This window comes from Shewanella algicola (assembly GCF_014648035.1).
Classification (GTDB): Bacteria; Pseudomonadota; Gammaproteobacteria; order Enterobacterales; family Shewanellaceae; genus Shewanella; species Shewanella algicola.
In genome coordinates this window covers 199,143-211,297 of sequence record NZ_BMQI01000001.1, presented here as the reverse complement: position 1 = coordinate 211,297, position 12,155 = coordinate 199,143, and the positions used below count along the sequence as shown (strand labels likewise).

20 protein-coding genes are annotated in these 12,155 nt (G+C 43.4%); 4 read left to right on the top strand and 16 right to left on the bottom strand.

The genetic code is table 11. The features are described from left to right. Positions 1-97: 97 nt before the first annotated feature. Together dnaB and alr are read left to right on the top strand one after the other, a co-directional pair. The gene (gene dnaB, locus IEY42_RS01055; RefSeq protein WP_188923530.1) at positions 98-1,504 is read left to right on the top strand and encodes a replicative DNA helicase; all 1,407 of its coding nucleotides are present in this window, start codon (positions 98-100) and stop codon (positions 1,502-1,504) included. Positions 1,505-1,628: 124 nt separating this feature from the next. Further along, positions 1,629-2,747 carry an alanine racemase gene (gene alr / locus IEY42_RS01050; protein WP_188923529.1) on the top strand — a complete coding sequence of 373 codons (1,119 nt, stop codon included), beginning with the start codon at positions 1,629-1,631 and terminating at the stop codon, positions 2,745-2,747. Positions 2,748-2,848: 101 nt separating this feature from the next. On the opposite strand, the gene IEY42_RS01045 is transcribed toward alr, so the two are convergent. Then, positions 2,849-3,319, bottom strand: coding sequence for a chemotaxis protein CheX (locus IEY42_RS01045; protein WP_188922432.1), 471 nt, complete (start codon positions 3,317-3,319; stop codon positions 2,849-2,851). 915 nt (positions 3,320-4,234) lie between these two features. Between IEY42_RS01045 and IEY42_RS01040 the strand changes: the two genes are divergently transcribed. After that, positions 4,235-4,528 carry a hypothetical protein gene (locus IEY42_RS01040; RefSeq protein WP_188923528.1) on the top strand — a complete coding sequence of 98 codons (294 nt, stop codon included), beginning with the start codon at positions 4,235-4,237 and terminating at the stop codon, positions 4,526-4,528. A 7-nt stretch (positions 4,529-4,535) separates the two neighbouring features. Here IEY42_RS01040 and IEY42_RS01035 read toward each other — a convergent pair whose 3' ends face one another. The 14 genes from IEY42_RS01035 to IEY42_RS00975 are packed head-to-tail and all read right to left on the bottom strand — an operon-like array spanning position 4,536 to position 10,634. After that, complete coding sequence (locus tag IEY42_RS01035) at positions 4,536-4,838, bottom strand: hypothetical protein (protein ID WP_188923527.1); 303 nt, start codon at positions 4,836-4,838, stop codon at positions 4,536-4,538. Further along, on the bottom strand, positions 4,838-4,963 hold the full coding sequence (locus IEY42_RS22550) for a hypothetical protein (RefSeq protein ID WP_268244259.1): 126 nt from the start codon (positions 4,961-4,963) through the stop codon (positions 4,838-4,840). The genes IEY42_RS01035 and IEY42_RS22550 overlap by 1 nt, the downstream gene beginning before the upstream one ends. A gap of 8 nt (positions 4,964-4,971) precedes the next feature. Beyond that, positions 4,972-6,402, bottom strand: coding sequence for a DNA cytosine methyltransferase (locus IEY42_RS01030; RefSeq protein WP_188923526.1), 1,431 nt, complete (start codon positions 6,400-6,402; stop codon positions 4,972-4,974). Continuing rightward, on the bottom strand, positions 6,399-6,641 hold the full coding sequence (locus IEY42_RS01025; protein WP_188923525.1) for a hypothetical protein: 243 nt from the start codon (positions 6,639-6,641) through the stop codon (positions 6,399-6,401). Before IEY42_RS01025 ends, IEY42_RS01030 begins: the two co-directional genes overlap by 4 nt. Beyond that, complete coding sequence (locus IEY42_RS01020; protein WP_188923524.1) at positions 6,638-7,576, bottom strand: phage N-6-adenine-methyltransferase; 939 nt, start codon at positions 7,574-7,576, stop codon at positions 6,638-6,640. Before IEY42_RS01020 ends, IEY42_RS01025 begins: the two co-directional genes overlap by 4 nt. Beyond that, on the bottom strand, positions 7,577-7,840 hold the full coding sequence (locus IEY42_RS01015; RefSeq protein WP_188923523.1) for a PapB/FocB family fimbrial expression transcriptional regulator: 264 nt from the start codon (positions 7,838-7,840) through the stop codon (positions 7,577-7,579). Beyond that, positions 7,837-8,187: a hypothetical protein gene (locus IEY42_RS01010; protein ID WP_188923522.1), complete on the bottom strand. Its 351-nt coding sequence runs from the start codon at positions 8,185-8,187 to the stop codon at positions 7,837-7,839. Before IEY42_RS01010 ends, IEY42_RS01015 begins: the two co-directional genes overlap by 4 nt. Then, complete coding sequence (locus IEY42_RS01005) at positions 8,184-8,885, bottom strand: hypothetical protein (protein WP_188923521.1); 702 nt, start codon at positions 8,883-8,885, stop codon at positions 8,184-8,186. The genes IEY42_RS01010 and IEY42_RS01005 overlap by 4 nt, the downstream gene beginning before the upstream one ends. Further along, entirely contained in the window at positions 8,882-9,280 is a 399-nt protein-coding gene (locus IEY42_RS01000) for a hypothetical protein (RefSeq protein ID WP_188923520.1), read from the bottom strand. Before IEY42_RS01000 ends, IEY42_RS01005 begins: the two co-directional genes overlap by 4 nt. A 4-nt stretch (positions 9,281-9,284) precedes the next feature. Beyond that, positions 9,285-9,515 carry a hypothetical protein gene (locus IEY42_RS00995; protein ID WP_229779836.1) on the bottom strand — a complete coding sequence of 77 codons (231 nt, stop codon included), beginning with the start codon at positions 9,513-9,515 and terminating at the stop codon, positions 9,285-9,287. 21 nt (positions 9,516-9,536) lie between these two features. Beyond that, on the bottom strand, positions 9,537-9,872 hold the full coding sequence (locus tag IEY42_RS00990) for a hypothetical protein (protein ID WP_188923519.1): 336 nt from the start codon (positions 9,870-9,872) through the stop codon (positions 9,537-9,539). 17 nt (positions 9,873-9,889) lie between these two features. Then, positions 9,890-10,150: a pyocin activator PrtN family protein gene (locus IEY42_RS00985; protein ID WP_188923518.1), complete on the bottom strand. Its 261-nt coding sequence runs from the start codon at positions 10,148-10,150 to the stop codon at positions 9,890-9,892. Then, a complete protein-coding gene (locus IEY42_RS00980; protein ID WP_188923517.1) occupies positions 10,147-10,314 on the bottom strand; it encodes a hypothetical protein in 168 nt (55 codons plus the stop codon). The genes IEY42_RS00985 and IEY42_RS00980 overlap by 4 nt, the downstream gene beginning before the upstream one ends. Next, a complete protein-coding gene (locus tag IEY42_RS00975) occupies positions 10,311-10,634 on the bottom strand; it encodes a hypothetical protein (protein WP_188923516.1) in 324 nt (107 codons plus the stop codon). The genes IEY42_RS00980 and IEY42_RS00975 overlap by 4 nt, the downstream gene beginning before the upstream one ends. Before the next feature lie 151 nt (positions 10,635-10,785). On the opposite strand from IEY42_RS00975, the gene IEY42_RS00970 reads away from it, so the two are divergent. Beyond that, positions 10,786-11,409: a hypothetical protein gene (locus IEY42_RS00970; protein WP_188923515.1), complete on the top strand. Its 624-nt coding sequence runs from the start codon at positions 10,786-10,788 to the stop codon at positions 11,407-11,409. On the opposite strand, the gene IEY42_RS00965 is transcribed toward IEY42_RS00970, so the two are convergent. Further along, positions 11,404-12,096, bottom strand: a complete 693-nt coding sequence (locus IEY42_RS00965; RefSeq protein WP_188923514.1) for an XRE family transcriptional regulator — start codon at positions 12,094-12,096, stop codon at positions 11,404-11,406. The two genes, IEY42_RS00970 and IEY42_RS00965, sit on opposite strands and share 6 nt — an antisense overlap. Positions 12,097-12,155 lie beyond the last annotated feature (59 nt).

Genomic DNA, 12,155 nt, shown 5'->3' with positions numbered 1-12,155 from the left:
TGACTGAGGCGTCATTTTGATTCTAAATGACTGCGAATTATGCTTAGTCTCGGTGTTATACCATATTTTGTAAAGTCGTTGTAAATTGGGAGTGTTAATGTCACAACAAGGTGCTTTTAAAGCCAGAAATAGGCAAAAGGATGCAGAAGTTAATGCATTAAAATTGCCACCCCATTCTATTGAAGCTGAGCAATCCGTTTTGGGTGGCTTAATGCTCGATGCAGAAGCGTGGGACCGTGTTTCTGAAGCGGTTGTGCCAGAAGATTTTTATTCTCGTTCACATCGAATGATTTATGCCGCAATGCAAAAGTTGATGGAATCAGGCCAGCCACTTGATTTAATTACCGTCTCTGAGCAACTTGAAATTGAAGATCAACTAGAAGATGCTGGCGGCTTTGCGTACCTAGGTGAAATTGCTAAAAATACCCCAAGCGCCGGTAATATTTTATCTTATGCAGATATTGTGCGTGAGCGTGCTGTTGTACGTGACATGATTGGCGTTGCCCACGAAATAGCTGATGCCGGTTATAATCCAGAAGGTCGCGATTCGAGCGCCTTACTCGATTTAGCTGAAACCAAAGTATTTAAAATTGCCGAGATGCGTGCCAATGCCAATGAAGGCCCGGAAAACATCAAAAGCATTCTTGAAAAAACCGTCGATAAAATCGAGCAACTTTACAATAATCCACATAATGGTGTGACGGGCGTATCGAGTGGTTTTGGCGATTTAGACAAAATGACCGCCGGTTTCCAAGCGGGCGACTTAATCATTGTGGCAGCACGTCCATCGATGGGTAAGACCACCTTCGCGATGAACTTGTGCGAACAGGCCGCGATGAATGAAGATAAGCCTGTGCTTATTTTCAGTCTCGAGATGCCGTCAGAACAGATTATGATGCGTATGTTGGCCTCGCTTGGCCGTGTCGATCAAACCAAGATCCGTACTGGTCAATTGGATGATGAAGATTGGGCGCGCGTTTCATCAACCATGGGTATTATGCTTGAGCAAGGCAAAATGTACATTGATGATGGTTCAGGCTTAACACCAACTGAAGTCCGCAGCCGTGCCAGACGTATTGCCCGTGAGCATGGTGGCTTGTCGATGATTATGATCGATTACTTGCAGTTAATGCAGGTACCCTCGCTAAAAGATAATCGTACCTTGGAGATTTCAGAGATCTCGCGCTCATTAAAAGCCTTAGCAAAAGAGCTCGAAATCCCGGTTGTTGCACTGTCGCAGCTTAACCGCTCGCTAGAGCAACGTGCAGATAAACGTCCGGTTAACTCAGACTTACGTGAATCAGGTGCGATTGAGCAGGATGCTGATTTAATTATGTTTATTTATCGTGACGAAGTGTATAACGACAACTCTGAAGATAAAGGCACTGCTGAAATCATCATCGGTAAACAACGTAACGGCCCAATTGGTCGTGTGCGTTTGGTGTTCCAGGGGCAATTCTCGCGTTTCGATAATTATGCTGGGCCGCAGTTTGAAGAAGATTAATCATTGATTACATAATATTTATTTATAATTTTAGGTTGTTTATGATCTTTAGCCGGTGAGGGATAAGTTAGTTTTTTTACCGGCAAAATGCGTTATGTTTTTATTGTTTAATTAAGGCAGTCTATTGAAACCGTTTCCTCGCGCTGAAATCAGTCGTCATGCATTGCAAAGTAACTTGGCACAGCTGCGTCTTATTGCGCCTAATAGCAAAATTATGGCGGTAGTAAAAGCCAATGGTTATGGCCATGGGTTATTAAATGTCGCAGAAAGTGTCGGTATATTAAACTTTATTAAAAGCGAAGGTAAATACGACGGTGGTGCCGATGGTTTTGGTTTAGCCAGACTCGAAGAAGCATTGCAACTGCGCGCCGGTGGTGTAAAAGGAAAACTGCTATTACTTGAAGGCTTTTTCCGTCAATCTGACTTACCTTTATTGGTTACTCATCATATCGATACTGTGGTTCATCATGAATCACAATTACAGATGCTAGAGACCATAAAGCTTGAAAAGCCCGTTACAGTATGGATAAAAATCGATACAGGTATGCACCGAATCGGCTTTAGCTTAGAGCAGTTTGAGCAGGTTTATCAGCGCTTAATGCATTGCCCTCAAGTAGCTAAGCCTATCCATTTAATGACTCATTTTGCCTGTGCTGACGAACCTGACAACTCAATGACTCAAGCTCAAATCAATGCTTTTGAACAAGTCATTGATGGCTTAGGCGGCGATCGCACTCTGGCTAATTCAGCTGGTACCTTATTTTGGCCAACGAGCCAGGCTGATTGGATAAGACCTGGAATTGCGCTTTATGGTATTTCGCCTGTCGTCGGCGATAGAGGCGTGAATCACAGATTAATTCCGGCGATGGAATTGGTGTCGAACCTCATTGCCGTGCGTGAACATAAAGCCGGCGATAGCGTTGGTTACGGTGCATTTTGGACCGCCAAGCAAGATACCCGTTTAGGCGTGGTGGCTATTGGTTATGGAGACGGTTACCCGCGTAATGCACCAGAAGGCACACCCGTTTGGATAAATGGTCGCCGCGTACCAATTGTTGGCCGAGTGTCGATGGACATGTTAACGGTCGATCTTGGTGCCAACGCATCAGATAAAGTGGGCGACAGTGTTCAACTTTGGGGTAAAGCATTAGCGGTTGAAGAGGTGGCTGAACATATTGGCACAATCGCGTATGAATTAGTGACTAAATTAACCCCTAGAGTGGTGGTTGAGTTACTCGACTAAATAACAGGCAATGAATAAAATGCCCAAGATACTGTAGCGTCTTGGGCATTTTTGTTTAACGCTGAAGATAACTTGATTAAGTTTACGATTAACACATCGGGTTATTGAGCATCTTCAAAACAGATTTCAATATAGGCATTTCCGTGTTCATGGGTAAAAGGCATCATGATTTTTTTACCTCGTGCTTTATGAGAAATCGTATGGTTTTTACCTGACACCACAGCTGGTGTTGCCATATCAAAATCATAGCCTTTATCGCTGAGTAAATTCTTGGCACCACCAGTCACCATATTGGTGATTTCACCTACTAAATCCGTCACTTCATCATTAATGGATTCATACTTTTCGCCAAGCATTTTATTCATAATTTCAAGAATTAAGGTTTGTTCAAAGGTTATCGAAAGCGAACCACGCGTTTTAGGCCCCACCATACCAATCAAGCCAGATACATCTCCTTTGGCAAGATCGTGGTTTTTTAATTGAGGTTTACCTGGCTTAAGATCCATTGTCGCCATCGTTGAGATTACATTGATTAAAGACACAAGAAATGGGTTGATGAATTCAACGTTCATAAGAAAAACGACCCTTCTACATTCAAATTGACGGAAGTACATTTACACGCACATAAACCGTTATTGTCGAAGTTTACTAATAAGAGCTAACACTATATCAGCAAATTGCAATACAGTTTTAAGCTTAGAACACAAAAATGAAATTGAAAGTGAATTTGTTTGCAAAAAGCGCTTTCTAAAGCGATATATTATTCGCTGTGAGTGGTGGTGTTGATAGTTGATTGTTGATAGTTGATTTTTCATATCAATCCCTAGATTGACTGTATCGTGCTGGATCCTTTGGTAAAGAATCGCTGTCATGTGTATAATTATCACTTGGATAATACATGGGATCCTATACTGGTTTCGTATAGCTAGAGTCCAATGTTTATGGTTCCTTAGAGGTTCCCCGCGCAGTTCAATATGTGTAAAAATAATCCCCAGCTTATGAGTATAAATAATTCAGTGAATACAACGCCTAAGATAGACACTTCAATAGATACCCTTGATCGTACCTTTTCAATCGCGCCGATGCTAGATTGGAGCTTTTGTAACGTAAGTTGCTGATATTAAAGCGGTCGCATTATTTCTGGTTCCCCATAGGTTCCCCGTTGTTTTTTCTTGTCTTCATGGTTCCCCAATATTACTAAAATATTATTCAGCATAGATAAATCTTAATTTCTTATACAAACATCTAGATTTTATTAATAATTACAAATGAGAGCACCCGTACAATGTGCGAGTATTCTCTTTTTTATCAGTATGTTACGGTGTTTTTGTGCTTGCGGGAATTAAATGAAACAGTTAAATTGGATAAAGTTTAGATTCATAACCTTGCGGTTAACAAAAGGTAGTGTATTTTAAAAAACTAAGCACCGGCTGCTTGCGACAACCGGTGCTTGGAAAACAACCTATTTTTGGGAGAGGGTATTTTCAATGATTAGTTTAGAACAATTGACAGGCATTAGGCAAATTGAGCGTTTATTACCATTTTTAAAATTTTATGAACGTGGATTTTCTGGGTGGAGTTTGCCCGATGCTGATAACTATCACAGTGCTGAACATGTGGGCATGTTAATGGGGGAGCGTTATGTTGGGGTTGTTAAACACCATCCAGATTTGGCTGTGCAGTTGAGTGATATATTGCTGGCGATAAATTTAGATGAGCCAAATAATTTGGGTTATTTTATCGGATTTGCTCGTTCGATTGACAAGCAAATCCGCGCGTGAAAACCATTTAAACCAATTGTTGAGGTTTATGCATTAACGATAATGCAAGCGTTGATACCCGGCACTCGCGCAGCTCTTGCATGTCGTATGCGCTCAGCGCATTGTTAGCCGCTTTTTGTCTTAATGTGTGAGCAGCTTTTGAAGTTGCTTCTGTTCTGCTTCTGGCCATGCCATGTTCACGTAGGTATTTTTTTACCTGATATTGGCTAAGGCCTAGTTGAGCGGCAACCTGATCGCCGCTCATGTGCTGTTTGACGTAGTAATACTCGATTAAATCCGAATTTTGCGCTACTGCGTTGGTTGCATTCATTATTTGCCTTCCTTTGCTAGTTTTTCTGCTAGCGTTTTCATGTATTGTTGGCATGAACCGACTTGGTCGCGGGGCAGTGCGTACCATTGGCGTAACGCTTGTTTGATTGCTTCTGACTGTTTCATATAACCCCCTATGCTGCTTTTGCAATTTGTTTGGATTGACCTGGCAAGTTAGCTTTTACCAGTGCTTCCGATAGTTGCGGTGGTACACTGTTGCCAACCCGTGCGACTTGCTGTTTTTTGGTCGATTTACCGTTGTAATCGCTAATGATGTAATCTGAACTAAAGCCCTGACAGGCAAACAGCTCATGTGGCTCAAGCATACGCAAGCCAATATCAACAATTTGGTATGACTCACCCTTGATAGTTACTAAGCCAAAACGGTCATTGGTGGTAATGGTGTGCAGAGGTTCGTTACAAGCCACTCCGTCTTGCTCATTACCGTAGTATTTGATGAAGAACGCCCGTACTTCGCCAAGGTGTAAACCGCCTGCGGTGATGGTGTGAGCAGGTTCAGTCATTTCAAAACCGATGTTAGTGCCGCGCATCTTAACCATGTGGCTTGTTACCAGTGCAAAGTGACCACCTTTGATTTCTGCGCAAATAGTTCTTAATGGTTCATTTGCAGGCATGTTGCGTTGGGCACTGGCGTTAGCGCATTCTGTTACGAATGGCGTAATAGTTACTTGTGCCGGTGCAATAAACGGATTAGCTGAGTCAATAACAAACTTTTGAATGCCTTTGGCTATTCGCTTCATTGTGTTTTCGGCTAACGGGCGTTTACGGCCAAATATTGATTTACAGGGTATTGACCAATCGATACATTCTGCCGCCGTTCGCCAAGGCTTTAATCTACCTGATTTAACCTCTTCACTATCTGGCGCCCCATGTGTTGGTTGTGGCCAAACTATCGGCTGATTATCGCAACGGGCAATCATAAAGAATCGTTTGCGAATAGTTGGCGAGCCAAAATCGCATGCTCGCATTTCACGCCATTCGACTTTATAGCCAAGTCCTTTAATTAGTTTGGCAGTATCTAGTAGGCCAAGTGTGTCAACGCATTCGGTGAGTGCAGGGTGGTCTGCATCTATTCCATCGCTAAGCATCTTTACAAAAGCATCAAATGTTTCACCTTTGCGGTCTGGGCAAGGTCGCATTGACTCGGTTGCCAGGCACTCAATTACTGGCCCCCACGTTTTAAATTCTTCGACGTTTTCAAGCATGATTATTTTTGGGCGCACTTTCATTGCCCAGCGAATAGCTACCCAAGCAAGGCCACGGATCTCTTTGTTAACTGGCTTACTGCCTTTTGCTTTTGAAAAGTGCTTGCAGTCTGGTGAGAACCACGCTAAATCAACTGGCTTACCTGCAGTTGCTTGCAATGGGTCGATATCAAATACTGACTCGCAATAATGTAATGTTTCTGGGTGATTGGCTTTGTGCATGGCAATAGCATCAGGATCATGATTGATTGCAATATCAACACTGCGCCCAATTGCCCAAGCGATACCGGTACTCGCACCGCCCCCGCCAGCGAAATTATCAATGATTAATCCATTCATGCTGCGTACCCTTGTAGTCGTAATTTTGAATCGGCAGTGCTGGCAAATAGCTCTGCATCGGCTTGGGTAAAGTCGCTCACTTCAATGGCGTTGAACGTTTTACACATTCCCCAACCGTTGTAGTTGTTTGGTTTGTAAGTGACTTCTACTTGTTGCTGTTCGTGTATTAGTGTGAAGAACGGCTTTGATAGCGTGACGACACCTTGTTTGGTGCTGAATGTTTTGGTTATTTTGTTCATGCAGTAGCCCTCATTGGTTCAGTTCGCTCAAGCATGGTGCTCAATTCTGCGATAATTTTGCTTGGCCGCTGCTTTTCGAGTAACCGTGTGTTCGCTATTTCACTTAATACTGCATGTCGATAATCGTTGAACTTGTTGGGGTTGGCTTTAAAAGCTTCTTCAACGACATACTGAACTTCGCTTGGCCATTTACTATTAGTAGCTTCTTCATGCTTCGCCTGGGTAATCATGTGTTCGATGTCGATCTGCTCACCTTGTTCGGAATCATCTGGGCGGGTTTCAATCGTTCCTTTAATGGTTAATGCCGTTGGTGTGTGGTATGCCGCGGCGTTGATAATGTCTAATAGCACTTTGCCATCGCGTAATAAGTCTTCTCGATTGATATAACCCATGCGATCGCCTTGCCATTCTTTGTCGAATATCGCTATGGCACATGCAAAGCCTGCGCTTGATGCAGCCTGTTTTTTATTGGCTGGCCTGAACCAAGCGGGGAGGTCAAAGCTGATGCGTCCACGGATAAAACAAACATGATCGGCATCTTCTGGCCACCATACTTCACTCGTTGCCGACTTTATTAAGTAAACTACTTTGGCGCCTTTATCGCGTTCAATACGGGTTTTATCGATGATGTTACGCATACCAGTAATGGCCTGTTCATCTTCGTAACTTGAACGTGAGTAAGGTGGGTTTGCAAATGCTTTGCCCCCGTTTAAGTCTTCTGCCCAGTCTTGAACTAATGCGTTATCTTCCACTGTGTAATAGTTAGCGCATTTATTATTTTCACCATCGGTGAATAGGTCTAATACAAATGGGCCGAACTTGGCGAATACACCCCAAAATAGTGCAGGTGGCGTTTGCCACTGGTCGCCAACTTCTTTTAGGTAATGAGCCGGCTTAGCAATCATGGCCTGCAGGTTTTCTGAATATTGACTCATTTATGCCACCTTGCTTGGTTTGAATTTGGCCCAGTCGATTTCTTTGATTTGTTCGACAGTGAATGCCACTTGTTCTAGTCGCGCAATTGCGCGTGATAAGTTACTTTTTTTAATACTGTTACGGATTGCTGCAACGGCATCTGGATGGCCTATGACAAAGTGGTCGTTAAGTGCCGCGATGATGTCAGGCGATTCGATGTTGGTGAGTTGCAGTAGCAGCTGCAGGCGTTCGGCCGACTCGCCGCCTTGGATTAGGTATTTCATGCTGCACCGCCTTGTTCACTTGTAACTAATGCCTGAGCTTTATTCCATATCACCATAAAAGCCTTAATCGAATCTTCCGGATCCTCTTCGCAAAGCCAGGTAGCGATAAGCTCGCCATTAGCGCAAATTTCTAGCAATTCCTCATCAGGCAAATACTCCCAAGCTATCTTATTGCCATAGCTATCGATGACTAAACCTTGGTTGTTTTCAGCTTCAATTGCATCGTGGCATGACTCGCAAACCAGTGATTTAAATTCGTTGGGATGGCTAACCATGTCGTGCAAATCAACAACAACTCCACAACGAGGGCATGGTGTTGGCATATCCATTTCGAAAGAATTACTCATGCTGCACTCCTTGCTTGTTTCACATCCTCACAGGTTTCATATAAGCGATAATCAAGCCCTAAGCTTTCGTTCTTGGCTTCGGCACAGGTGTAGGCTTCGTAAGGATTACCGCCCCAAGTAACCTTGCCGCAATCAGGGCAGTTACCGCGCGTTCTGCCAGTGGTCGGTCTATTTCGTTTCCGTGGGTGATTGTTCTTAATTCCTGCACCAGTGACCATTTTTCGCTTGTTAACACTACCAACCTGAAAGGTACGGCGCGCAATGGCATCGATTGCAGACTTAGAATAAATATCAGCTTTGACGTTGTACTTTGCTAAGTGTTCGGCTTTCTTTAATGCCTCAGCATGTGGCAAGACAAGTGCATCACTGTATTCGATTGAATGATAAGCATCGGTTAACCAGTAAATGTCGTTACCGTTGTAGTCACCGACAACATGAATAACGCATAAGTCATCGTTTGATGTTGCAACGTCTGGTAAATATTGATGGTCAACCCTTACCGTAGCCAAAAGGTCCACTTGCTCTTTGCTGTACGGAATATCAGTATCACGGCTATCAAAGTAACGCTGCGCTTCTTCTTTGGTGTAAACATGCGCCTTGTTTAAGTCACTGGTATATCCGCAACCATCTTTAGCCCAAAACATGCAGGTACCACCAACGTTGCTGCGACTATCTCGTAAGTAAAATAATTGGCTCATGCTAAATCCTCCAAACCTAACCCAAGTTCCCGCGCTAGCTTTATATCTTCGGCTCTGCGCCGCGCTGCTGCTTTTGCTTTTGCTTGATCACTAATCGCTTTATTGATGGCTTTACGGTCTTTGTATTCTTCGCCGTCATTAATGACACCGTTAAAACCATTGCGGCCTTTTAGTGGGCCTTGCCATTCAATATCGCCCTTGGTCACAGGTTTTGGCTGTGCGATTGCCTTTGGTGCTGGCGTTATTTGCTGTGGTTTTTTATCGCTGGCGACTTTCATCACTGCAGGCTTTTGGCGTTTTGGCTGATAGTTGCCGCGCTTTTGCTCTAAGATGCGCTCGCGGTTCGCCTGGTAATACGCTCTTGCTGCAATTTGTTTTGGTGTTAGTTGGCTCATATCATCACCGCTTGCATGTTAGTCTGTGGATGCCTTTCGCTGCGCGAATGGCTTCTGCAGGGTTTTCGGTGTATTTACCACCCGGTAACATACAGCCCATTTTATGGGCGACAATTACACCTGCACCTATGCGTATGTCATTGCGGTGCGGGGTAGGTTCAGCAGTACATCGGTTGCTCTGTTCGTGCATCTGCTTTGACATTGCACTTAAAAAAGCTGGTATTTGTTTATTCATAATCGCTGCTCTCTTCGATTGTTAGCCTATGTATGTGGCCCATTCCAAAACTTCTTTTTTGGTTTTTGGGTTAATGGCGCCAGTTGGTTTTCGGTATCTAATTTCAATATCACGGCATCGTTCTTGTGCTTTGGTTAGCTCTGCGTATTGCTTTGCTAAACTGGGTGTTGATAAGCCGTGACTGAGTTTTTGTGCTTTCATTTTGGCAAATAGGTCATCACGGGTTTTTGCTAGCTTTTGTTGATATTCTTCAATAGTCAGTTCGCGTTTATTGGGATAATTCCCTGTGAATCGGCTGCATTTTTTATCCGCGGCCTTTTTCACTATCGTTTCACTCACTCCGAACACAAAAAACATAAAACCCCCTAAACTGTTTACGCCGCTTTTGGGCTGAAAATGTGGTCTTTTTTGGCTTGGTCACGTAACTGATCTAGATATTCTGCTAGGTCGGTTACGTTAATCATCCAGGTCGATTTATTGCTTTGCCCTGCTCTAAACGCAGGTATTGGCAACTTTCCTGATTTGGCATAACGAATTGCCACACTTGCTGATAGGCCAAAATATTCGTCGCAAATGTCCGTGATGGGGATCACGGCTTTGTTGAATTGCGCCATGAGTAAAAATGCAGTGTTCATTGGGTTTCCTTGGCATCTTGCTCGATGCGGGCTTGTATCTGTTTTTTGGCGCGCTTCCAGCCTCTGATTAGTCGTTTTAGGCATGGCGCTTCGTTTGGCCAAGTGCGTAACATGTCTTCGCACTTGGCTATTTCACGGTCGCAATATTCGGTTGCAGCGCTCATATGCTTGCCCTTAGTTGAAACACCGTGCCGCTTTGGTGCAGTGGGGTGTTGCGCCATAGTGTGATGCGGCCTGTGTTGTAGTTGTAACGCATGGCCAGTTCGCTGCCGATTTCGCCTGCTCGGTTTTCAAACATTTTGGTAAACAGTTGGCTTGGGTTGCATGCCATGAGTTGGCGCTCAAGCTTTTCGATACGCTGTTGTACTCGCTCGCATTCCATTGGGTCTTGTTTGGTGGTGAGTAAACAGGCAAAACGAATGCTGACCAGGTGGAAGTGCTCAGCGCGTTCTTTGTCTGTTTTTGGTGTGTTAGTCAGTATCATTTTGCCGTCCTCGGTTAATTGGGTACGGCTCAAATATAACTTTGGTTAATTACTTCGTCAATAACTTTGGTTAATTATTTTTTGGGATTTGCTTTTTAATGATCTGCATTTGGGTTGGTGGTATAAATAGAAACTTAACTAAGGAGGGTTTATGGCGTTAATAGCGTGTGATGAATGTGGACAACAAAAAAGCAGTGCGGCCAAGGCTTGTCCGCATTGTGGCAAGAGCCGAGATCATATTTCAGGTGGGGTAGTTTGGTTTGCGATTGTTGGGGTTGTTGTGTTTTTTCTGGGTATTAACTTTTTAAGCACGGATACATTTAACGTTAAAAATCCAGAAGACAAAGTAACAGCACCAGTTGCGAACATCTCTAATTACCGGCAACCAAAACCAGAGAATTCACTAAAAGGAATTGCTGATTATATTGGGCGATTTAATGTTGACGTTGCTGTTAATTACGATGTTGAAATTAATTCCGTTGGGAACATTTTAATTGATAATGACGATTATCGCGTTTCATTTGAAACATTGGACAATATAGTCACTCTTATTTCGATAGGATTAAAAGGCGCAGAGCCTTGTACTTTTGGGCAAAAAATAACAAATTATGATGAATATATTAGTTATTTGGGATTACATACTGCGGATCTTAAAATTAATAGAAACTCAACTAACAGCACTGTTCGGTATACTATCCCATCAGGCAAAGGGAGCCTGTCTATTTTGTGCCCAAGTTCTAGTGGTACGCTAACTGTGTATATCAGAAGCTTATAGCAATACCGAATACCAAAACACTTTACCTATTACGGTGATTTGTTTTAGGTCGTCACCTTCGTAGCGTTCATCAGGCCATTCGTCTAGGTTGAAGCTACGAAGACGCAAACCACCACCAGGTAATTTATACAGCGTTTTAATGCGTAACATTCCATCGTGATTGATTGCGTACATTTTACCGTCGATCACGTTAGTTTGTGAGGTGTCTACGCCCACGGTTGAACCGTTCGGTAATACGGGTTCCATGCTGTTACCACTAACGCGAACACACGCGGCATTTGTTGGGTCTACGTTTGATTTACGTAATGTGGATTTTGCAAAGCGTAATTTTGGCCCGTAATAATGCGGCATTTCTACTATGCCATGCCCCGCGGCTAGTTCTACTTCCATGTAAAAAGGGATCTCTACTTCATCATCACTGAGTGGGGTATTACTGTCCCACGTTTCCATTGGGCCCGCCCATTCGGCGTTGGCCTCAGCTTTAGCTCTTACCTTTCCTGTAATTAACTCTTCCGCCGTTGTACCTAACACATTCGCGATAGCCACTAATTTAGATGACTCTTTTGCTTTACCTGAAATGAGTTTATGCACCATCACCTGGGAGATGTTGGCGCGTTCGGCTAATTCCTTCTGAGTTAAGCCAGAAGCCTTTAGCTTTTCTTGGAGGTTTTGGGCGAGTGTTTTCATAAGTTAATTATATTACTTAGGTTATAAAACAGGTACTAACTAAAGTTATTTTTATTTGT